This is a genomic window from Amycolatopsis cynarae (assembly GCF_026802195.1).
Lineage (GTDB): Bacteria > Actinomycetota > Actinomycetes > Mycobacteriales > Pseudonocardiaceae > Amycolatopsis_E > Amycolatopsis_E rhizosphaerae.
The window spans coordinates 70,229-91,242 of the sequence record NZ_CP113836.1 but is presented as its reverse complement, the minus strand read 5'-3'; the positions used below and the strand labels follow the sequence as shown (position 1 = coordinate 91,242).

23 protein-coding genes and 1 pseudogene are annotated in these 21,014 nt (G+C 71.0%); 10 read left to right on the top strand and 14 right to left on the bottom strand.

Annotated features, from left to right (window positions below):
- Positions 1-2: 2 nt before the first annotated feature.
- Positions 3-740, bottom strand: coding sequence for a TetR/AcrR family transcriptional regulator (locus ORV05_RS00470; protein ID WP_268756463.1), 738 nt, complete (start codon positions 738-740; stop codon positions 3-5).
- Between the two features lie 89 nt (positions 741-829).
- On the opposite strand from ORV05_RS00470, the gene ORV05_RS00465 reads away from it, so the two are divergent.
- From ORV05_RS00465 to ORV05_RS00455, 3 genes are read left to right on the top strand one after another with little or no spacing between them, the layout of a single operon-like run.
- The gene (locus ORV05_RS00465; protein ID WP_268756462.1) at positions 830-2,215 is read left to right on the top strand and encodes an MFS transporter; all 1,386 of its coding nucleotides are present in this window, start codon (positions 830-832) and stop codon (positions 2,213-2,215) included.
- Positions 2,212-2,544, top strand: a complete 333-nt coding sequence (locus ORV05_RS00460; protein WP_268756461.1) for a nuclear transport factor 2 family protein — start codon at positions 2,212-2,214, stop codon at positions 2,542-2,544. The genes ORV05_RS00465 and ORV05_RS00460 overlap by 4 nt, the downstream gene beginning before the upstream one ends.
- Positions 2,541-3,701, top strand: a complete 1,161-nt coding sequence (locus tag ORV05_RS00455) for an SGNH/GDSL hydrolase family protein (protein ID WP_268756460.1) — start codon at positions 2,541-2,543, stop codon at positions 3,699-3,701. The genes ORV05_RS00460 and ORV05_RS00455 overlap by 4 nt, the downstream gene beginning before the upstream one ends.
- Positions 3,702-3,795: 94 nt before the next feature.
- Here the strand turns inward: ORV05_RS00455 and ORV05_RS00450 are convergent, their stop codons facing one another.
- Complete coding sequence (locus ORV05_RS00450) at positions 3,796-3,951, bottom strand: hypothetical protein (RefSeq protein WP_268756459.1); 156 nt, start codon at positions 3,949-3,951, stop codon at positions 3,796-3,798.
- 180 nt (positions 3,952-4,131) lie between these two features.
- Here ORV05_RS00450 and ORV05_RS00445 point away from each other — a divergent pair, with 180 nt between their 5' ends.
- From ORV05_RS00445 to ORV05_RS00435, 3 genes and pseudogenes are all read left to right on the top strand, one after another.
- A complete protein-coding gene (locus ORV05_RS00445; RefSeq protein ID WP_268756458.1) occupies positions 4,132-5,109 on the top strand; it encodes a MerR family transcriptional regulator in 978 nt (325 codons plus the stop codon).
- A 146-nt stretch (positions 5,110-5,255) separates the two neighbouring features.
- Positions 5,256-5,522 (top strand): annotated as a pseudogene (locus ORV05_RS00440) (IS256 family transposase); the annotation flags it as partial.
- Positions 5,519-6,016 (top strand): HAD domain-containing protein, encoded by a 498-nt coding sequence (locus ORV05_RS00435; protein ID WP_268756457.1) that lies wholly within the window; start codon positions 5,519-5,521, stop codon positions 6,014-6,016. The pseudogene ORV05_RS00440 and the gene ORV05_RS00435, both read left to right, overlap by 4 nt.
- A gap of 189 nt (positions 6,017-6,205) precedes the next feature.
- Here ORV05_RS00435 and ORV05_RS00430 read toward each other — a convergent pair whose 3' ends face one another.
- The 10 genes from ORV05_RS00430 to ORV05_RS00385 all read right to left on the bottom strand — a co-directional run bounded on the left by ORV05_RS00430 (position 6,206) and on the right by ORV05_RS00385 (position 14,390).
- Complete coding sequence (locus tag ORV05_RS00430; protein WP_268756456.1) at positions 6,206-7,282, bottom strand: C40 family peptidase; 1,077 nt, start codon at positions 7,280-7,282, stop codon at positions 6,206-6,208.
- A gap of 10 nt (positions 7,283-7,292) precedes the next feature.
- Entirely contained in the window at positions 7,293-7,613 is a 321-nt protein-coding gene (locus ORV05_RS00425; protein WP_268756455.1) for a hypothetical protein, read from the bottom strand.
- 46 nt (positions 7,614-7,659) lie between these two features.
- On the bottom strand, positions 7,660-8,931 hold the full coding sequence (locus ORV05_RS00420) for an MFS transporter (RefSeq protein WP_268756454.1): 1,272 nt from the start codon (positions 8,929-8,931) through the stop codon (positions 7,660-7,662).
- 128 nt (positions 8,932-9,059) lie between these two features.
- Positions 9,060-9,731, bottom strand: coding sequence for a pyridoxamine 5'-phosphate oxidase (gene pdxH / locus ORV05_RS00415; RefSeq protein ID WP_268756453.1), 672 nt, complete (start codon positions 9,729-9,731; stop codon positions 9,060-9,062).
- Between the two features lie 154 nt (positions 9,732-9,885).
- Positions 9,886-10,626: an urease accessory protein UreD gene (locus tag ORV05_RS00410; RefSeq protein ID WP_268756452.1), complete on the bottom strand. Its 741-nt coding sequence runs from the start codon at positions 10,624-10,626 to the stop codon at positions 9,886-9,888.
- Positions 10,623-11,357 (bottom strand): urease accessory protein UreG, encoded by a 735-nt coding sequence (ureG, locus tag ORV05_RS00405; RefSeq protein ID WP_268756451.1) that lies wholly within the window; start codon positions 11,355-11,357, stop codon positions 10,623-10,625. The genes ORV05_RS00410 and ureG overlap by 4 nt, the downstream gene beginning before the upstream one ends.
- Entirely contained in the window at positions 11,347-12,027 is a 681-nt protein-coding gene (locus ORV05_RS00400) for an urease accessory protein UreF (RefSeq protein WP_268756450.1), read from the bottom strand. Before ORV05_RS00400 ends, ureG begins: the two co-directional genes overlap by 11 nt.
- Before the next feature lie 12 nt (positions 12,028-12,039).
- Complete coding sequence (locus ORV05_RS00395) at positions 12,040-13,758, bottom strand: urease subunit alpha (protein ID WP_268756449.1); 1,719 nt, start codon at positions 13,756-13,758, stop codon at positions 12,040-12,042.
- Complete coding sequence (locus ORV05_RS00390) at positions 13,755-14,054, bottom strand: urease subunit beta (RefSeq protein ID WP_268756448.1); 300 nt, start codon at positions 14,052-14,054, stop codon at positions 13,755-13,757. The genes ORV05_RS00395 and ORV05_RS00390 overlap by 4 nt, the downstream gene beginning before the upstream one ends.
- A gap of 33 nt (positions 14,055-14,087) precedes the next feature.
- The gene (locus ORV05_RS00385) at positions 14,088-14,390 is read right to left on the bottom strand and encodes an urease subunit gamma (protein WP_268756447.1); all 303 of its coding nucleotides are present in this window, start codon (positions 14,388-14,390) and stop codon (positions 14,088-14,090) included.
- A gap of 249 nt (positions 14,391-14,639) precedes the next feature.
- Between ORV05_RS00385 and ORV05_RS00380 the strand changes: the two genes are divergently transcribed.
- The 4 genes from ORV05_RS00380 to sepH all read left to right on the top strand — a co-directional run bounded on the left by ORV05_RS00380 (position 14,640) and on the right by sepH (position 19,397).
- Complete coding sequence (locus ORV05_RS00380; protein WP_268756446.1) at positions 14,640-15,788, top strand: citrate synthase 2; 1,149 nt, start codon at positions 14,640-14,642, stop codon at positions 15,786-15,788.
- Between the two features lie 123 nt (positions 15,789-15,911).
- Entirely contained in the window at positions 15,912-17,261 is a 1,350-nt protein-coding gene (locus ORV05_RS00375) for a serine hydrolase domain-containing protein (RefSeq protein ID WP_268756445.1), read from the top strand.
- Between the two features lie 12 nt (positions 17,262-17,273).
- Entirely contained in the window at positions 17,274-18,398 is a 1,125-nt protein-coding gene (serC, locus tag ORV05_RS00370) for a phosphoserine transaminase (protein ID WP_268756444.1), read from the top strand.
- 171 nt (positions 18,399-18,569) lie between these two features.
- Positions 18,570-19,397, top strand: coding sequence for a septation protein SepH (gene sepH / locus ORV05_RS00365; RefSeq protein WP_268756443.1), 828 nt, complete (start codon positions 18,570-18,572; stop codon positions 19,395-19,397).
- Positions 19,398-19,425: 28 nt separating this feature from the next.
- Here sepH and ORV05_RS00360 read toward each other — a convergent pair whose 3' ends face one another.
- On the bottom strand, positions 19,426-20,049 hold the full coding sequence (locus ORV05_RS00360; protein WP_268756442.1) for a DUF2537 domain-containing protein: 624 nt from the start codon (positions 20,047-20,049) through the stop codon (positions 19,426-19,428).
- A 38-nt stretch (positions 20,050-20,087) separates the two neighbouring features.
- The gene (locus ORV05_RS00355; protein WP_268756441.1) at positions 20,088-20,885 is read right to left on the bottom strand and encodes a TrmH family RNA methyltransferase; all 798 of its coding nucleotides are present in this window, start codon (positions 20,883-20,885) and stop codon (positions 20,088-20,090) included.
- Positions 20,886-21,014: the final 129 nt, after the last annotated feature.

The window sequence follows — 21,014 nt, the reverse complement described above, 5'->3', positions numbered from 1 at the left end:
CCTTAGCCCTTCACCGCGGGCTGCCTTCCCGATTTCGGGCCAAGACCGAGCGAGGCGATGAGGTCGCGCATCTCGTCGAGGTAGACGGACCCGGGATCGTGCGTGAGCGCACGCAGGTGACCGTAGATCTCCAACGCGGTGAGGCCGTGCATACGGCCCCACACCCGCAAGGTCAGTGCCACCGCGGCAGGCGGGAGGTCCGGGAAGTCCGCCCGGACGTGGGCGACCAGGTCCGCGTCGAAGTCGGCCCAGCGGTACTCGCGGTCGCCGTGCAGCGCGCGGGCCGCCGGCCAGGCGTCGGCCACGAGAGCGATGAGACCGGAGCAGGCGCGAAGTTCGGCCTGCTTGCCCGGGCCGTCCTCCGGCGGACGGTACCCCGGCACCGGGTCGCCGTAGATCAGCCGGAAGCCTTCGGGATTGGCGACGGCCCATTCGCGCATGGCCTGTGCCCAAGCCAGGATCCGGCCGCCGGGGTCACTGTCCGGTACCGCGTCACGCGCGGACTCGGCCGCGGTCACAGCCGAGCTGTAGACGTCGCCGATGAGCGTGGTGACCAGGTCGTCGCGGGTCGCGAAGTAGCTGTAGATCGCGCCGGCCGTCATGCCCATCTCACGGGCGATGGCCCGCAGCGAGATGGCGTCGGGGCCGCCGTCCGCCATCAACTTCAGGGCGATCGCCTTGATCTCGGCGCTGGTCTGCGCCCGTAACCGGTCGCGACGGCTGATGGTCTGCCCACTCACCCTTGACACTCTACAGCGTTGGTCTAGTCTAACCCGTGCTAACTCTGAACGCCGTGCAGTAATTGGACGGCACGCAGAAGCGGGGGCTTGTGACAACGGAAAGACTTCGCCTCGGCCTGCTGGCATTGACCCAGCTCATCGTGGCTCTCGACTACAACATCGTTTACGTGGCGCTACCCGACATCGGGAAGGCGCTGGGCTTCAGCCCGCAGTCCGCGCAGTGGGTGGTGAGCGCCTACTCCGTCGGGCTCGGCGGCCTGCTGCTGTTCGGCGGGCGAGCCGTGGACCGGCTGGGACCACGCCGGATGTTCGTCACCGGGCTGGCGCTGTACGGGGTCGCCTCGCTGGCGGGCGGCCTGGCACCAGGCTCCGGGCTGCTGATCGCGGCCCGTGCGGTACAGGGCGCGGGCGGGGCGCTGCTGACCCCGGCCACGCTCACGCTCATCTACCGGGGATTCGCCGAGGGCCCGGCCCGCAACCGGGCGCTGGGCGCATGGGGCATGGCGGGCAGCGCCGGGCTGGCCGCGGGATCACTGCTGGGTGGTGTGCTGACGAACTACCTGGGCTGGGAGTGGGTGTTCTTCGTCAACGTGCCGCTGGCGCTGGGTTGCGCCTTGGCCGCGCCCGCGCTGCTGCCCGCCGACCCGGACCGCAGCTCCGGCAGTTTCGACCTGCCCGGTGCCGTGCTGGCGACCGCTGGCTCGGCGCTGCTCGTGCTCGGCCTGGCGGTCGGCCCGGACGCCGGATGGCTGTCCGCGGGCAGCATCGGGGCGCTGGCCGCCGGGATCGTGCTGCTCGCGCTGCTGCTGGTGGTAGAGGCCCGCACCCGTGATCCACTGATCCCGCTGCGGCTCGCGAAGAGCCGGAACCTGGCCACCACCATGATCGTGATCGCGATCTTCCAGGGCACGCTCGGCGGCGGCTACTACGTCCTCACCTCCTACCTGCAGCCTGTCCTTGGGTACAGCTCGCTGGAGGCCGGCCTGACGTTCCTGCCGCTCACGCTCGTCTGCATGTTCGCCGCGGTCAAGCTCACCCCCGCGCTGCTGGGCCGCTGGGGGATCCGCACCACACTCGCCGTCGCGATGACCGCGACCGGTGCGGGCATCGCCGTCATGGTCGCGGGCACCACACCCGGCGGTGGCTTCTGGACCCTGCTGCCCGGCAGCATCGTCTGGGGCCTGGGCGGCGGCATCGCGTTCGTCGCGCTGTTCGCCTCCGCGGGTTCCGGCATCGCACCGGAAGAACAGGGTGTCGCCTCCGGAATCGCCAGCAGCGCCAAGGAAATCGGTGGCGCGATCGGCCTCGCGGTCTTCGTCGCGCTCACCACGGGCTCACCCCGCCTGCTCGGTGGCCTGCACGTCGCCGGCTGGACCGCCGCGGCCCTCACCGTCGCCGGCGGCCTGATCGCTCTTGTCCTCAAAACGACCGGGCAAGCATCACAAACGTCCACAATGGAAGGAGTCGCGAAGTGAACACCAACGAACTGATCCTCGCCTACCTCGACATCTGGAACGAACGGGACCCCGGCGCCAGGGAGGAACTGATGTCCTCCGTCCTCACCGAGGACTCGGTCTACGCCGACCCGGACTACGCGGGCCTGCGCGGACACGCCGAACTGTCCGCGGCGATCGGCCGCGCCCACCAGAAATTCGGGGACCTGCGGTTCACTCTGGACACCGTGCTCGGCACCCACCACGACCATGCGCTGTTCACCTGGAATCTCGGTACCGTCGCCACCGGTTACGACGCGGTGGAATTCTCCGGGGACCGCATCCGCAAGGTGGTCGGGTTCTTCGCATGAGCAGGCAGAAACACGACTGGACCGCCGCGTGGACCGCCTCGCCGCAACGACCGGGCACGGGCTTCGCGCCGAACTGGTCCGAAGCGGGATTCGCCGACCAGACCCTCCGCCAGAACGTCCGCCTCAGCGTCGGCGGCGCGGCACTGAGAGTGCGGCTGTCCAATCGCTACGGTGACACTCCGCTGCGGATCGCGGGCCTCACCGTCGCCGGCACGGCGGGCGCGGCCGCGATCAAGCCGGAAACCCTGCGCGAGCTGACCGTGGACGGGAAACCGGCCTTCACCGTCCCGGTGGGCACCGACCTGACCACCGACGAGGTCCCGTTTCCCCTCGGCGCGCTCGACCCGCTGACCATCACGACACACCTGGCCGAGCCGTCCGGGCCCGCGACCTACCACTCCCAGGCACTGGCGACGACCTACCGCGCGGTGGGCGACCACCGCGCGGACGCGGACGGCACGGCCTTCACCGAGACCTCGCAGTCCTGGTACTTCCTCAGCGGCGTCGAGGTGACCGGAGCAGGCAGCAACGGCATCGTGGTGCTCGGTGACTCGCTCATCGACGGAACCGGCAGCACCCCGGACAGCGACCACCGCTTCCCCGACCTGCTCGCGCGACGGCTGGTGGCCTCGGGCAGGCCGCGCGCGGTGCTGAACCTGGGGATCGGGGGAAACCGCGTCACGGTCGACTCGGCCTGGCTGGGCGAGCGGGCCACCGCCCGGTTCGACCGCGATGTGCTGGCTCAGCCGGGGGTGCGGACTGTCCTGATCCTCGCCGGAATCAACGACATCGGGATCAGCGAGATGGCGACGGACTCGCCGTTCCCGGTCCTCGCGCCGTACACCGAGGTCCCGGCCGAGAAGGTGATCGACGGGCACCGGGACATGATCCGGCGAGCCCACGCGGCCGGCCTGCGGGTCGTCGGAGCGACGCTGCTGCCGATACGGGGCTCAGGGTTCTCCACGCCACGCAGCGAGGCGAAGCGCACTGCCGTGAACACCTGGATCCGCGGCTCGGGAGAGTACGACGCGATCATCGATCTGGCCCGGGCCATGGGCGGCGCACTCGATCCGGCCCACGACTCCGGCGACCACCTGCACCTCAACGACGCCGGTTATCAGGCGATGGCCGACGCCGTCGACCTGACCGTCCTGTAGCGCGGTGAGGCGGGGTGCCGGGATTTGCCCCTGGCACCTCGCCCACGGCCCCCGCACCACCGTCCAGCTCAGTCCCTCGGCAGAAACCATCGCCTCAGGCCGCGGGCCGGACGACGCCGAGCAGCGGCTCGCCCGGCCTGAAGCGCACTGCCGTGAACACCTGGATCCGCGGCTCGGGAGAGTACGACGCGATCATCGATCTGGCCAGGACATGGGCGACACACTCGATCCGGCCCACCACTTCCACCATGGTCCACACTTCACCCGCCGTCCACACCCCACTCCCCGGGCCTGTGCCGGATCCAGGGCGGGGAACCCGAGACCGGTGGTCAGGACCATCCACTTGGTTTCCAAGCCGAGAACGCAGAACCGAGCCCAGGGCGGTTCATTCCTTGACTCTCAAGTCACTTGAGATCGCATAGTGGCGGGTATGAATGAGCTCTACTCCATCGGGGACGTCGCTCGCCGCACCGGCCTGAGCGTGAGCGCGATCAGGTTCTACGCCGACGAGGGCGTCGTCACGCCCACCGGCCTCACCGAGGGCGGCTTCCGGCAGTACGACGTGCACGCGATCGCCCGGCTCGAACTCGTGCGCACCCTGCGGGACCTGGGTGCCGGCCTGGACGACATCCGCCAGGTGCTGGCCGCGGAGACCACCCTGCACGACCTGGCCGCCACGCATCTGCGGCTGGTCGAGGACCAGCTGCGGCAGTTCCGGGCGCGCCGGGCAGTGCTGCGGACCATCGTGCGGCAACGCACCACAACAGAACAGGTGAGCCTGATACACAAGCTCGTGTCGATGTCCGACGACGACCGTGACCGGCTCATCAACCAGTTCTGGGACTTCGTGACCGAGGGCCTGGACGTCCACCCCAGCGATCCCGACCGGCTGCACAGCCGGCGGCCGCGCCTGCCCGAGGAGCCGTCCACCGAGCAGCTCGAGGCCTGGATCGAACTCGGCGAGATCGTGCAGGACGAGGAGTTCCGCACAGCGGTGCGGGCCTTCTTCCGGCACGCCTTCGGTACCGAAAAGGGCAAGCTGATGGCCACGCCGGAGATGATGGCCCGCGCGGAGAGGCATCGGAAGCTCCTCCTGGAGGCGCGGGCGGCGCAGCAGGCCGGCGTGCCCGCGGATTCGCGGCAGGCCAGGGACATCGCCGAGCGTGTGGCTGCCGACGCCGCAGAGTTCACCGCCGCCCTGACCGGGGAGCACGACCCCGACCGGGCCCGCCGCAGCATCGTCGAGTTCGACCAGAACGGTAAGGCGGCGCAGTGGCGGGCCAAGTCGACCGGCCTGAAGCTGCTGGCCAGGTACCAGTCCCTGCTGGCGACGATCAACGGTATGCCCAAGCCGGACCCGGACCAGGCGACGGCAATCCGCGAATGGATGGCCGCCGCTCTGCGCTAGCACCGGAGGGGTCTCCGGAGGCACGGTGTTCGCACGTTTGCCGTCACCGTTTTCGGCTCATCGCGCGTTACGCCGTCGGGAGCGGGTTCCCGAACGTGGGTCACCAGCGGGCGGAGCTCCGCTCGCTGGTCAACGAACTGCCGGCGTTCTACGACTACCCGATGGAGAACTGGATTCACTTGCGCACCACGAATCCGATCGAGTCCACGTTCGCGACGGTGCGCCATCGGACGAAGGTCACCAAGGGACCTGGTTCCCGGGCGGCTGGGCTGGCCATGGCATTCAAGCTCATCGAGTCAGCCCAAATCCGCCGGCGCGCGGTCAACGCCCCCCACCTGGTCGCGTTCGTGCGCGCCGGAGCCCGCTTCGAGCGTGGTGTCCTGATCGAGCGCGACGAGGTCACCGCAGCGTGACCCCGCACGAGCAACGCCCGCTGCTGTTCCTCGATGTTGACGGAACGCTGCTGCCGTTCGGCGACGACACGCAGCGCGAACTACCCGGTGTCGTGGCGGATTCGCACCTGGAGCGACTCAACCCCCAACTGGGGCCTCGGCTGGCCGCGTTGGGGTGTGAACTGATCTGGGCCACCACCTGGGAACAGGACGCGAACACGGAGATAGCACCCCGGTTAGGGCTACCTGCCTTGTCGGTCGTGAACTGGCCGGAGCCCTCCACCGAGCACGAACACGAAGACCAATGGTTCGGTCTGCACTGGAAGACCCGGACCCTGGTGGAGTGGGCGGACGGACGACCATTCATCTGGGTCGACGATGAGATCACCGATGCCGATCGGGATTGGGTGCCCACGCACCATCACGGCCCAGCCCTTCTCCACCACGTCGCGCCGTCCCGCGGTCTCACGGTCGACGACTTCGCCGTCCTCGGCCAGTGGCTACGGACACTCTGAACACCCACGATCAGGATTTGACAATTGCGACCACCCGCACCTCAACGACGGTAAGGCAGGGTCCGGGATTTTGTTCCTGGCACCTCGCCCACGGCCCCCGCTTCAGAGAACCGGCCGCGAGTGTGGGAGAGCTTCGCCCAGCACTACGGTCTGCCATGGTTCGCCGCGCAGGTTGTCCAGCACATCGCCTCAGGCCGCGGGCCGGAAGACGCCGAGCAACGGCTCGCCCGCGTTGCTGGTGCGCAAGGGAACCACGTGGCAGACCGACCCGGTGTGCGGTTCCTCGACCATCTGCCCGTTGCCGATGTACATCGCGACGTGACCGCTCCAGATGATCAGGTCGCCGGGCTGGATGTCGTTGATGTCCACCTTCTGCCCGACGGTCTGCGTCGCCGCGGTCCGCGGCAGTTTGATCCCGGCCTGGCTGTACGCCCACTGCGTCAACCCGCTGCAATCCATGCCGCGGTTGGGGTCCGTGCCGCCCCACACGTACGGCAGCCCGAGCCGGGACAGCGCGGCGCGCACCGCGATCGCGGCACGCTCGTTCGGCGCGTTCACCGTCTGGCCACCGGGCAGCTTGACCTGCGTGCCGCTGCCATACTGGTCCGACGGCGGGAAGGTCATCGGTGGCCCGCTCGAAGCGACGGTGCCGCCCCCACCGCCGTACCCGCCGCCGCCACCACCACCGCCGCCGCTGTACCCGCCGCCGGCACGGGTTCCCAGCGGACCGGCCGGGGGGGCCGAAGAAGGCACGGTGGAGTCCATTCCGGACATCAGATCCCGCAGACGGCCCTTGGCCGCGTCGACGATGGCGGCCGCTTCCTTGGCGTAGCGGGCCGACATGCCCGCGAGCACCGCGCGGGCCTGCATCTCCGCACCCGGGTCACTGCTGCTCGCCGCCGCGCTCACCAGCGTGCGCGCGTCCGCGTCGAACTCGGTGAGCAGCGCCTGCACCTGCTGCTGCGCGTTCTTCACCAGGCTCGTCGCGTCCCCGATGGTCTGGGCCGTTTTCGATGCCCAAATCGCCGCGTCGTCGAGCGACTGGGTGTGCTCCTTGGCCTTGACCCCGAACAGGTCACCACGGTCGCCCACCCAGTTGCCCTGCAGGCTCGCCGCCTCCGTCTGGTGCCGCGTGCCGTACTCGGCCAGCTTCTGCGACAGCGAGTCCAGGTCCGTCTGCGCCTTTCCGGCGGCGGCGGTGTCCCCCTCGAGCTTGTCCGCGGCCTCCTTGATCGGCGCCTCGTACGGCGCCAGGTCGATCGCCACCCGCTCCCCTTCAGCCCAGAATCCGGCGGAACTGGTCGCCGAACAGCTGTTCGTCGGCCTCGTAGTCCCCCTTGGCGGTGTGCACCGACTGGCCCAGGTCGTGCAGACCACCCGCCACGGAGTGCACGTGCGAGTGCATCCGGTCGAGGTGGTCGCCCAGGTGGGCCTGCAAGCCGCTCTCGTGCCCCAGGTCGCCGAAGACGTTGCCGGGCAACGTGAGGTTTCCGGCGAGGTGGCTCTTCGCGGCGCCGACGATCTCGTCCGAAAGCGCTCCGGCCCGCGAGTGGTAACGCGCCAGGTCCGCGGTGTCGACGGAGATCCCATCTGCCATGGCGACATCGTGCCCCATCCGGCGGCCCCGCGTCCGCGAAACGCGGCTACTCGACCACGGCGCCGGCGCGGTAACGCCAGAACGCGGGCAGCAGCACGACGGCCACCGCGATCAGCACGATGACCAGCACCCCGCCCCCGGAAGCCGCCGCGGCCGTACCGATCCCGGCCGCGGTCCAGCCGTGCGCCAGATCCGCGATCCGCGGCCCGCCCGCGACCACCACGGTGAACGCGCCCTGCATGCGGCCCCGCATCTCGTCGGTCGCGGCGGCCTGCAGGATGGACTGCCGGAAGACCGCGCTGACCATGTCCGCCGCGCCGCCGATCGCCAGGAACAGCACCGCGAGCCACCGCGAACCCGCCAGCCCGAAACCGATGATCGCCGCACCCCAGACGCAGATCGCGAGCACCACCGCCCTGCCCTGCCTGCGCACGTGGCCCAGCCAGCCCGAGGTCAGCCCGATCAGCACCGAGCCGATCGGGATCGCCGCGAACAACCAGCCCAGGGCGAGCCCGCCGCCGTGCGGATCACCGAAGGTGCGCTCGGCCATCTCGGGAAACAGCGCCCGCGGCATGCCCGCGACCATCGCGATGACGTCCACCACGAAACTGGCCAGCAGCACCTTCTGTGCGCCCATGTAGCGGAACCCGTCGAGCACGTCGCGCAGCCCGGCCCGGCGGACCTGCCCGGACAGCGGCGGGAGCGCGGGCAGCCGCCAGACGGTGTAGAGGGTCAGCAGCAGGGCGACGGTGTCGAGCAGGTACAGGGTCGGCAGGCCGAGCACGGGCATCAGCGCACCGGCCGCCATCGGGCCGAACACGGTGCCGAACATGTTCATCGTGCTGCTGAGCGCGGTCGCCGCGGGCAGCAGTGCGGCGGGCACCAGCCGGGCCACGATCGCACTGCGCGTGGGCATGTTGATGGCGAAGAAGGCCTGGTTGAACGCCAGTAGCGCGAGCACCAGCCAGACCGAGCCGATCCCGAGCCAGGCCTGCAGCCACAGCAGCGCGGACACCACGGCGATCCCGGCGTTTCCGATGATCAACAGCTTGCGCCGGTCGACGGTGTCGGCGATCGCCCCGCCCCACAGCCCGAACACCAGCAGCGGCACCAGCGCCACGGCACCGGTCAGGCCCACGTAGCCGGAGGAGCCGGTGAGGTCGAAGACCTGCTTCGGCACGGCGACCGTGGTGAGCTGGCTCCCGATCGCGGTGACCGCGGAGCCGACCCAGAGCCGGCGGAACGGGGGCAGCCGAAGGGGCTGGATGTCGATGACGATCTTGCCGAACCGGCTGCGCTTCCCCGCTTCGACACTCACAACCCAGCAGCTTAGCCGAGCTAACTACCTGGTCGCCTGTGATTTTCCCCCAAGCGGAAGGCTGTGAGGGGTCCCCTCACAGCCCTCTCGACCGTGGGGGGTCCCTCACGGCAAAACGCGGGATGAGGTCAGGGGGCGACGCGCTCGATGCGCCAGCCGTCGTGTCCCAGGACGTAGCGCAACCGGTCGTGCAGCCGGTTCTGCTGACCCTGCCAGAACTCGACGACCTCCGGCCGGATACGCCAGCCGCCCCAGTGCGGCGGGAACGGGACCTGCTCGACGTCGGCGAACCGGCGCTCGATCGCGCTCAACGCGTTGTCCAGTGCGCGGCGGCCGTCGACCACCTTCGACTGCGGCGAAGCCCACGCGCCCAGTTGCGACCCGCGGGGCCGCGAGGCCCAATAGGCGGCCGTCTCGGAAATGTCGACCTTTTCCACTTCGCCGCGCACCGTGACCTGCCGGTGCAGCGGATACCAGGGGAAGGTCACCGACGCGTACCGGGTGACCGTCAGATCGTGGCTCTTCGCGGAGGTGTAGTTCGTGTAGAACACCACGCCCCGCTCGTCGAGGCCCTTGCACAGCACCGTGCGGGAGGACGGACGGCCCTCCGCGTCCGCGGTGGCGAGCACCATCGCGTTCGGTTCGGCCAGCCCGGATGCGATCGCCTCGTTCAGCCACCGCTGCAGCTGTTCGGTCCAGGTCGGCGCGAGTTCGGACTCGTCCAGCGCCTTCCCGTCATAGGCGACCCGCATGCCCGGCAGACGTACCGCTGCGTCGTCGATGTTGTCGACTTCCGGCATATGCCCGACCTCCGCGCTTGTGAACGCACGAGTAACACTGGATGACAACTGACGTTAGGGCCTGCGCGCCCCCGGCGAAACCCGCCGCGCGGTGACTCCTGCCACCCCCGCCGCCCCACCGCAGGTCGGTTCGATTCCGAAGGATTCGGCGGGATCAGCGGGCGGGCAGATCGAGACCGGGATGAAATCTCCTGGCCAGTTCGAGATCCCCGGCCGCGGTCACCGCGTCGTGGGCGAGCGCGGTCAGCAGGGAGCCGCCCGCGGCCAGCGGGGTGATCGACCACCAGTCGCCGCCTGCCGGTTCCGCCGGGTCTTCGCCCCACACCAGCACCTCGGTGGCGAGCACCCGTCGACCGGCCAGGTACGCCGTGCTCGCGTCCAGCTTCCCGATGTCGAGGGTCTGGTGCAGCAACGGCACCCCGTCCCGCACCACCCGCTGGCTGGTGCGCAACCGTCCAGGCCGTTCTCCCGCGCGCCCGAGCACGAGCACCTCACGAGTGCGCAGGCGCGCGTCCCCCGCCATCACGACGTCCAGTTCGGCGGTGTGCTCCGCCCGCGCGGTGATCACGGTGGCCTCCGGCAGGTATTCGAAAACACCGCCGCCTTCGATCTCCACCCGGACACCCGAGCGGCTGCCTCCCCCGTGAGGTCCCGGCAGTGCCAGGGTCGCCGCCACCCCCGAAAGCCGCAGCCGCGCCCCGGCGCCGACCGACACGCTCAGCGTCAGCTCGTCGCCGCCCAGCGGGGCACTGGCCGAGTTGACCAGGTGCACCACGGCCCCGGCACCGGGCCGGCCGCGCTGGGGGAACAGCGTCAGCGGCGACTGCGACCTCAGCTCCCGCAGCACGGTCCGCCCGTCCCGGAACTCGGCCACCAGCCGCGCGTCGGCCTTCACTTCGCCAGCTGCGCCCGCACCCAGGCGGCCACCGCCGGCGCGTCGGGAGTGTCCACAAGGGACTGCGAAATGACCGGGAGGTCGCCGCGCATCCGGTGCGCGTCGGAGACCATCACGGTCAGGTCCGCCCCGACCAGCTGTGCGATGTCCACCTTGTTGATCACCAGGAGGTCGGCCGTGGTCACCCCCGGCCCGCCCTTGCGCGGCACCTTGTCGCCGCCCGCGACGTCGACCACGAACACCTGGCTGTCCGCCAGGCCCCGGCTGAACACCGCGGTCAGGTTGTCGCCCCCGCTCTCGATGATCACCAGTTCCAGTCCGGGAAAACGCTCTTCCAGCCGTTCCACCGCGTCGAGGTTCGCCGTGATGTCGTCGCGGATGGCGGTGTGCGGGCAGGCCCCGGTCTGCACCGCCTCGATCCGGTCGACCGCCAGCACCCCGGCCTTGCGCAGGAAGTCGGCGTCCTCGGTGGTGTAGATGTCGTTCGTCACCACGGCCAGGTTCAGCTCGTCGCCCAATGCCCGGCACAACGCGGCGACCAGTGCGGTCTTCCCGCTGCCCACCGGCCCGCCGATACCGATGCGGTAGGCGCGGCCGTGCGTGGGCGCGGCGTCGTGGTGATCCGGCTCCGCGACGGTGGGGTCGAAGTTGACCGGGTGGACGTGACCATGACCGTGGCCGTGACCATGACCGTGATCGTGCCCGTGGCCGTGACCGGTTTCAGCTGGCAAAGAGACGCACCTCTTCCTTGTGATGCCGCCGGTGCGCTTCGGCGAACAGGTCGAGCGCCGGCGCACCGGGCGCGGGCAGTCCGGCCGGATCGGCACCGGCGGTCGCGGCGGCCTCGTCGGCCACCGCTTCGAGTTCGGGGGCCAGTCCGGCCACCATCGCGTTGACGGTGAGCGGGTCGAACCCCAGCAGGCGCACGGCCGCGCCGGCCGGTCCGCTGACCGACAGGTAGGCCACGGCCAGTGCCGCGGCCCGCGGCAGGGCACCTCCGGCCCCGGCCAGCGCCCCGGCGATGATCGGATGGTGTGGCCGCGGGGTCACCGCGAGCAGCTCGTTCACCGCGGGCCAGGCGATCCGCCCCGCCCTGGCCGTGCCGCGCCCCTGTGCCCGGGATGCCTCCCGCTGCGCCAGTGACGGGGTGCGGGCGTCGAGTTCCGCGTCCAGCCGCCGCCAGTATCCACTGTGGACGCCGCGCCGCGCGGCGTGCGCGGCGGCCGCGGCGAAGGCCGCGGCCAGCGCCCCCGCGGTGGCCAGCCGCCCGTACAGGAAGCCGGGCAGGTCCCGCTCCGCGGTGATCAGCTTGCGCGCCACCACCTCCTCCAGCCCGCCGGAGTGCACGTGCCCGCCGCCCGGGAACCGGGAGTCGGCCAGCAGCAGCGAAACAGCGTCCATCGGTCGGTCCTTTTAGAAGAGGAAGTACCGCTGCGCCATGGGAAGCTCACCCACGGGCCGCGGTTCGATCAGCTCGCCGTCCACGTGCACGGCGAAGCTGTCCGGGTCCACCCGCACGTCGGGCAGCGCGTCGTTGAGCACCATGTCCGCCTTGCCGACGGAACGGGTGTCGGCGATCTCCACCAACCGCCGCTGCAGGCCGAACCGGTCCGCCACCCCGGCCCGCACCGCCGCGCCGGTCACGAAGTGCAGGCTGCTCGCGGCCGCCACCGACGGCTGCGCGCCGTACATGGGCCGGGCGAGCACCGGCTGCGGGGTCGGGATCGAGGCGTTGGCATCGCCCATCGCCGCCCACGCCGGGAAACCGCCCTTGAGCACCACGTGCGGACGCACCCCGAAGAACTTCGGGTCCCACAGCACCAGATCGGCGAGCTTGCCCACTTCGACCGAACCGATCTCCCCGGCCATGCCGTGGGCGATCGCGGGGTTGATCGTGTACTTGGCCACGTAGCGCCGGGCACGCAGGTTGTCGGCGGCCCCGTCCCCGGGCAGTGCGCCGCGTCGCCGCTTCATCACGTGCGCGGTCTGCCAGGTCCGGATCACCACCTCGCCGATCCGGCCCATCGCCTGCGAGTCGGAGCTGATCATGGAGATCGCGCCGAGGTCGTGCAGCACGTCCTCCGCGGCGATCGTGGTGGGCCGGATACGGCTTTCCGCGAACGCCAGGTCCTCCGGCACCGACGGGTTGAGGTGGTGGCACACCACGAGCATGTCCAGATGCTCTTCGAGGGTGTTCACCGTGTGCGGCCGCGTCGGGTTGGTCGAGGAGGGCAGCACGTTCGGCAGCCCGACGACCTTGATGATGTCCGGCGCGTGCCCGCCGCCCGCCCCTTCGGTGTGGTAGGCGTTGATCGAGCGCCCGGCGATGGCGTCCACTGTGGACTCCACGAAACCGGCCTCGTTGAGCGTGTCGGTGTGGATCGCCACCTGCGCGCCGTACTCACCCGCGACGGTCAGCGCCGCGTCGATCGCGGCCGGCGTCGAACCCCAGTCCTCGTGCAGTTTCAGCCCGCCCGCGCCGGCTTCCAGCTGTTCCCGGATGGCCTCGCGCCGGACGGTGTTCCCCTTGCCCAGCAACAGGACGTTGACCGGCATCGCGTCCATCGCGCGCAGCATCCGGCCCAGGTTCCACGCACCGGGCGTGACCGTGGTGGCCTTGCTGCCCTCCACCGGCCCGGTCCCGCCGCCCACCAGCGTGGTCAGCCCGGCCGCGAGCGCGGTGTCCACCAGCTGCGGGCAGATGAAGTGCACGTGGCAGTCGATGCCGCCGGCGGTGAGGATCTTCCCGTTGCCCGCCAGCACCTCCGTGGACGGGCCGATCACCAGCGCCGGATCCACCCCGTCCATCGTGTCCGGGTTCCCCGCCTTGCCGATCCCGACGATCCGGCCGTCGCGGATCCCGACGTCGGCCTTGACCACCCCCCAGTGGTCCAGGATCACCGCACCGGTGATGACCAGGTCGGGGGCGCCCTCGGCGCGGGTGGCCATGCCCTGGCCCATCGACTCGCGGATCACCTTGCCCCCACCGAAGATCACCTCGTCCCCGGCGGCCGGGCCGCGGCTGCGGTCCTCGGTGACCTCGATGACCAGGTCCGTGTCGGCGAGCCGGATGCGGTCCCCGGTCGTCGGGCCGAAGAGCTCGACGTAACGCTCACGATCGATGCTGCTCACGCGTCACCTTCCTGGCGCAGTCCCGGAACCACCTGGTTACCCGCCAGCGGCACCAGTTCGACCTCACGCTCCACACCGGGTTCGAAGCGCACGGAGGTGCCCGCCGGGATGTCGAGCCGCCGCCCGCGCGCGGCCTCCCGGTCGAACTTCAGCGCGGGGTTCGTCTGCGCGAAGTGGTAGTGGGAGCCGACCTGCACGGGACGGTCGCCGGTGTTGCTCACCCGGACCCGGATGCGCGGCCGCCCCGGGTTCAGCTCGACCGGCTCCGCCGCCGGAATGATCTCTCCAGGCACCATGGCAGGCCTCCCGTTGGGTGCGTTTCCCCTGCGCTAGACGATCGGGGTGTGGACGGTGACGAGCTTGGTGCCGTCCGGGAAGGTCGCCTCGACCTGCACCGAATCGACCATCTCCGGCACCCCCTCGAGCACCTGGTCGCGGGACAGCACGCTGCGCCCGCCCGCGACGAGATCGGTGACGGCGAGGCCGTCGCGGGCGCCCTCCAGCACGTAGTCGGTGATCAGGGCCACCGCCTCCGGGTAGTTCAGCTTCACGCCTCGCTCGAGCCGTCGGCGGGCCACGTCCGCGGCGACGTGGATCAGGAGTTTGTCCCGTTCCTGGGGGCTCAGGTGCATGGGGCAGGTCTATCACCGGCGCGGCACCGACACCCAGGCGAGAAACACAGGATTTACACGATGAGGCGGCTGTTCACTGAATCGTTCTCGTAATCGTGACCGAAACCACCACTTCTTTCGATTGCTCCTCGCTCGTTCGAGGGGCATCGTGTGGTTCGTCCGTGCGACGAGGCGCGCTCGCGCGTGTCCCTCGCACCCGGGACGAACCAGAGGGCACCCGTCGGGGAACGCGCATCGAAAGGTCTCACCGTGACTACCTCAGCGCCTGTTGCAGACACCAAGCCGGCCGCCTCCGAACCGGACGACGGCTTCAAACCGGGTCTGGAAGGCGTGGTGGCCTTCCGCACCGAGATCGCCGAGCCCGATCGCGACGGCGGTGCGCTGCGGTACCGCGGCGTCGACATCGAGGACCTGGCGGGCAAGGTCAGCTTCGGCGACGTGTGGGGCCTGCTGGTCGACGGCCGGTTCGGCCACGGACTGCCGCCCGCCGAACCCTTCCCGCTGCCCGTGCACACCGGTGACGTGCGGGTGGACGTCCAGGCCGCGCTCGCGATGGTCGCGCCGATCTGGGGCTACCAGCCTCTGCTGGACATCAGCGACGCCGAAGCGCGCGAAAACCTCGCCCGCGCCTCGGTGATGGCCCTGTCGTACGTGGCGCAGTCGGCGCGGGGCATCGGCAGGCCCGCCGTCCCCCAGTCCCGGGTGGACGAGGCGAAGACGATCACCGAGCGGTTCATGGTCCGCTGGCGCGGCGAGCCGGACCCGGCCCACGTCAAGGCCGTGGACGCGTACTGGGTGTCGGCCGCCGAACACGGCCTCAACGCCTCCACCTTCACCGCCCGCGTCATCGCCTCCACCGGGGCCGACGTGGCGGCGGCGCTGTCCGGGGCGATCGGCGCCATGTCCGGCCCGCTGCACGGCGGGGCGCCCGCCCGCGTGCTGCCGATGATCGAGGCCGTCGAGCGCACCGGCGACGCGCGCAAGGTGGTCAAGGACATCCTCGACCGCAAGGAGCGGCTGATGGGCTTCGGCCACCGCGTGTACCGCGCGGAGGACCCGCGGGCCCGCGTGCTGCGCCGCACCTGCCAGGAACTGGGCGCCGCCCGCTACGAGGTGGCCGCCGAACTGGAGCAGGCCGCGCTGGCCGAGCTCCGCGAGCGCCGCCCGGACCGTCCGATCGAGACGAACGTCGAATTCTGGGCCGCGGTGATCCTGGACTTCGCCCAGGTACCGCCGCACATGATGCCCGCGATGTTCACCTCGGCCCGTACCGCGGGCTGGGCCGCGCACATCCTGGAGCAGAAGCGCACCGGCCGTCTCGTCCGGCCGTCCGCGACCTACGTCGGCCCCGGCCCGCGCCGGCCCGAAGAGGTCGAGGGCTGGGACGTCATCGCCTGATCCCGGCATCGCACACGGCCGTGAGGGGTCCCCTCACGGCCGTTTCGACCATGAGGGGACCCCGCGCGGCATGCCCCTCGGGCGGGTCTGCCCGGATGGGCGGTGGCGGGCAGAATGACCGGCATGCTGCCCAGCACCGAGTTCGCCCTGCTCCGCCGTCTCGCCACCGAGCAGGCGGCCGCCCGCGTCCCCTCGATCGTCGCCGCCGTCGTCCGCGACGGTGAGCTGGCCTGGTCCGGTGCGCGGGGGCTGGTCGACGGTGAAACACCCGGCAACGACACCCAGTACCGGCTCGGCTCGATCACGAAGTCGATGGTGGCGGCACTGGTCATGCGGCTGCGCGACGAGGGCAGGCTCGACCTCAACGACCCGCTCGACAAGCATCTGCCCGGCACCGGTTTCGGCTCGTCCACGATCGCGCAACTGCTGTCCCACACCGGCGGTCTCACCTCCGAATCCCCCGGTTCCTGGTGGGAGCGCAGTCCCGGCGGCGACTGGCAGGCGCTGCAGGCGAGCCTCGCGACGAACGCGGTGAAGAACCGGCCCGGCAGCCGTTTCCACTACTCCAACGTCGGTTACGGCGTGCTCGGTGAGCTCGTCGCCCGCTACCGCGGCACCGACTGGCTGTCCGCGCTGCGCACCGAAGTCCTCGAACCGCTGGGCATGTCCCGCACCACCGACCAGCCCCAGGGCAGGCACGCGCGCGGCTGGGCGGTGCATCCCTTCGCCGACGTGCTGCTCCCCGAACCGAGCCACGACGCCGGGGCGATGGCGCCCGCGGGCCAGTTGTGGTCCACGGTCGACGACCTGGCGCGCTGGACCGCCTTCGTCGGCGGCCGCACCGGCGACGTCCTCCACCCGGACACCGTGGCGGAGATGCGGGCCGTCGCCACCGTCGACGACGCCAACACCTGGACCGCCGGGTACGGCCTCGGCTTCCAGCTGGTCCGGCACCAGGGTCGCAGGCTGGCGGGCCACACCGGTTCGATGCCCGGCTTCCTCGCCTGCACCATCGTCGACACCGGCAGCGGCACCGGCGCCCTCGCCATGGCCAACACCACCTCCGGTCCGGCGATCCTGACCCTGGTCATCGACCTGATCACCATCGCCGACGAGCACGAGCCGAACCTTCCGGCGGAATGGAAGCCGGTGGAGGCCGATCCGGGCCTGCTGGCGCTGACCGGACTGTGGCACTGGGGACCGACCCCGTACCTGCTCAGGCTCATCCCCGGCGGGATGTTCGAGCTGGCCCCGGTCGGCGGGGCGGGCCGCGCCTCCCGGTTCCGCCCGGTGGACCGCGACGAGTGGCTCGGCCTCGACGGCTACTACGCGGGCGAGACGCTGCGCGTCGGGCGTGACGCCGAGGGCGTCCCGTCCCACCTGGACCTCGCGACCTTCATCTTCACCCGCATCCCGTACGACCCGGCCGCCCCGATCCCCGGCGGGGTCGACAAGGCGGGCTGGCGGGCGTGACAGACTGGACCCATGACCGCTGAGCTGACCATTCCCGCTGAACTCAAGCCTTCTGACGGCCGCTTCGGCTGCGGGCCTTCGAAGGTCCGCGCGGAGCAGCTCGCCAGCCTGTCCTCCGAAGGCGCCCGGTACCTGGGCACCTCGCACCGCCAGAAGCCGGTGAAGTCCCTGGTCGGCAGGGTGCGCGCGGGCCTGACCGAACTGTTCTCGCTGCCCGAGGGCTACGAGGTCGTGCTGGGCAACGGCGGCACCACCGCGTTCTGGGACGCGGCGGCGTTCGGCCTGGTGCGGGAACGGTCGCAGCATTTCACCTACGGTGAGTTCTCCTCGAAGTTCGCTTCGGTGACCAAGGGCGCGCCGTTCCTCGCCGACCCGATCGTGGTCTCCTCGGAGCCGGGCAGCGCCCCCGAGATCGCCTACGAAGCGGGTGCCGACCTCGTCGGCTGGGCCCACAACGAGACCTCGACCGGGGTCGCGGTGCCGGTGCGGCGTCCCGCGGGCAGCGAGGGCGCCCTCGTCGCGATCGACGCCACCTCCGGCGCCGGTGGCCTGCCGGTCAAGGCCGAGGACTTCGACGTGTACTACTTCGCGCCGCAGAAGTGCTTCGCCTCCGACGGCGGCCTGTGGCTCGCCCTGATGTCGCCCGCCGCCGTGGAGCGGGTCACCGAGATCGGCTCCGGCGACCGCTGGATCCCGGAGTTCCTGTCGCTGACCACCGCGCTGGACAACTCCCGCAAGGACCAGACGTACAACACCCCCGCGGTGGCGACCCTGTTCCTGCTGGCCAACCAGATCGAGTGGATGCTGGGCAACGGCGGGCTCGAGTGGACGGTCGCCCGCACGAAGGACTCTTCGGACCGGCTCTACGAGTGGGCCGAGGAGACCAGCTACACGGTGCCGTTCGTCAAGGACCCGGCGTTGCGCTCGCAGGTCGTGGGCACGATCGACTTCGTGGACGAGGTGGACGCCTCGGCGGTGGCCAAGGTCCTGCGCGCGAACGGGATCGTGGACGTGGAGCCGTACCGGAAGCTGGGCCGCAACCAGTTGCGCGTCGGCATGTTCCCCGCCATCGAGCCGAGCGACGTCACCGCCCTGACCAGCTGCATCGAGTACGTCGTCGAGCACCTGGCCGACTGACATCCGGCGCACCCGAAGGCCACCGTCGCGCCACGGCCGCGACGGTGGCCTTCGCGCGTCCGGAAAACCTCACACAATTGGGTCCGCTGGTATCGGCGCGCCTCTCCCGTCAAGGCGACGCGCCGCCTTACCGTGAGAACCGACGAAGATGATGTCTGGAGGAGGCCGCTGATGCGAGCGCTGAGGGTTGTCGGGATACACGAGGACGGTAAGTCCATCGTGTGCGAAGACCCTGAGCGCGGCGAGCGGTTCCTCCTCCCCGCCGATGAGAGACTGCGAGCGGCCGCGAGGGGCGATTTGACGCGGCTCGGCCAGATCGAGATCGAGGCGGAGAAGACGATGCGACCACGAGAGATCCAGGCCCGGATCCGCGCCGGGGAGTCCGTCCAGCAGGTGGCGGCGAGCGCGGGCGTGCCCGAACAGCGGGTCGAGCGGTTCGCCTACCCGGTCCTGCTCGAACGTTCCCGCACCGCGGAGCTGGCGCAGCAGGCGCACCCGGTTCGCGACGACGGCCCGGACGTGCGCACGCTCGGCGAGGTCGTCGCCTACGCCTTCGGCGTGCGCGGGCAGGACTACGGCAAGGCCGAGTGGGATTCGTGGAAGGGCGAGGACGGCCGATGGGTCGTCGCGCTGCGCTGGCAGGCAGGCCGCTCCGACATGAGCGCGCACTGGTCCTTCGCGCCGGGCGCCCACGGGGGCACGGTGACCGCCCTCGACGAGCAGGCCGAGGACCTGCTGGACCCGAACCGCGCGCCTCGGACACTGCGTGCCGTGACCGAGGCGGGCGAGGACACCGCGGCGGACGGCGGCACCACCGAGCCGGACGAAGACGTTCAGGCCGAGGCGGCGCTGGGGCAGGTGTCACCGTCCATCCCGGACCAGGCCGTGCCGCCCACCTCCGGCGTGCCCACACCGGCGAGGCCGAGGGCGAAGAAACCGCACCCGGCCGTCCCGGCCTGGGAGGATGTCCTTCTCGGCGTCCGCTCCCACCGCGGCTGAGCTGTCCGGGGTGCGCACCCCGGACAGCTCACAGGGCGACGGGGACGATGCCGAACCAGGCGAGCACGCAGCCGGCGGCCGCCCCGAGGGCGATCCACCGGACGATCGGCACCCGCCGGGCGAGCCACAGCGAGGGCGTGAGCCCGGCGGTGACCACCGCCGAGGCCAGCAGCACCACCCAGCCCGCGGTCTCCGCGGCCAGCGCGACGGCGAGCGAGAGCATCGCGATGACCGCCACCACGGCGATGAACGCGGAGACCACCAGCCCGGTGGCCCACGGCGTGGGTTCGGTCCCGACGTGGGTGGCGCCGAACAACTGCCGCATCAGCGACGGGGCGGCGCGCTGCGCCGGCGGCTGCGGCGAGATGACGCTGACCTCGTCGGTCACCGGGTCGACGTAGTGCACCGGGGTGCCCATCACGGTGGCCACCCTCGCGGCGAGCTGCTGGCCGCGCCGCGTCACGACTCCGGCCGCCTCGCCGGGGTCGCCGTTCTCGGCGGCCCGCCGCACCGCGGCACCGACCCGGGCCCACTCGTGCAGGGCATCGGAAAGTTCCGGCCCCAGGGCGAGGCTGTGCGGATCGATCTCGCGCGTGTAGGCATCGCCGTGCCCTTTGAGCACCGCCCGCTCTCCGCGAATCCGCAGCTCCAACGCTTCCTCCACCTCCAGCGCTCGCGAACGTCCGTAATCTACCGGCCCGACACCTCGTAGAAGGCTATTGCGGCGGCTGTCGCCACATTGAGCGAATCGACGCCTTCGGTCATCGGGATGCGCACCGCGACGTCCGCGGCCGCGATGGCCTCCTGGGTCAGCCCCGGTCCCTCGGAACCGAGCAGCAGCGCGACTTTCCCCGGCCCTATTTCACGGAGGGTGATCGAATCGGCCCGCGGAGTCAGTGCCGCGATCCGGAAACCGTGCCGCCGCACCAGTTGCAGGCCTTCCGGCCAGTCCGGCAGCGCGGCGAACGGGACGCGCAGGACGTTGCCCATGGAGACCCGCACGCTGCGCCGGTACAACGGATCGGCGCAGCCGGGCCCGAGCAGCACGCCGTCGACGCCGAGCGCAGCGGCGTTGCGGAACAGCGCACCGAGGTTTTCGTGGTCACCGACGCCTTCCAGGACCGCGACGACCCGGGAACGGGCCAGTATCCCCGCCGCGTCGGGCTGCGGGGCGCGGTCGGCGACGGCCAGCACCCCGCGGTTGAGGTGGAAGCCGACGACCTTCGCCATCACGTCGGCGGAGGTGACGTAGGCGGGCACGTCGACACCCGTGAGGTCCCCGGCGAGCTCCTCGACCCGGCGGGCCACGCCTAAAACCGCCCGGACCGGGTAATCCGAGGCGAGTAAGCGGCGGACGACGACCGTGCCCTCGGCGATCACCAGTCCGCGGCCGCCGGGACGGTCGGGGCGGCGGTCGGCGGTGGACAGCTCGCGGAAGTCGTCGAGCCGGGGGTCGGCCACGTCTTCGGTGGAGATCAGTTGCGCCACAGGGATGAGTGTGGCCTCGGGGCCGCTGCTCCGAACGAGCCGGGTCCCGCTAGGGCGAACGGCGCAGCTTCGCACCGGTGCCCGCGAGGATCGCCGACTGTACCAATTTGGCCGATACCGACGGCGGAA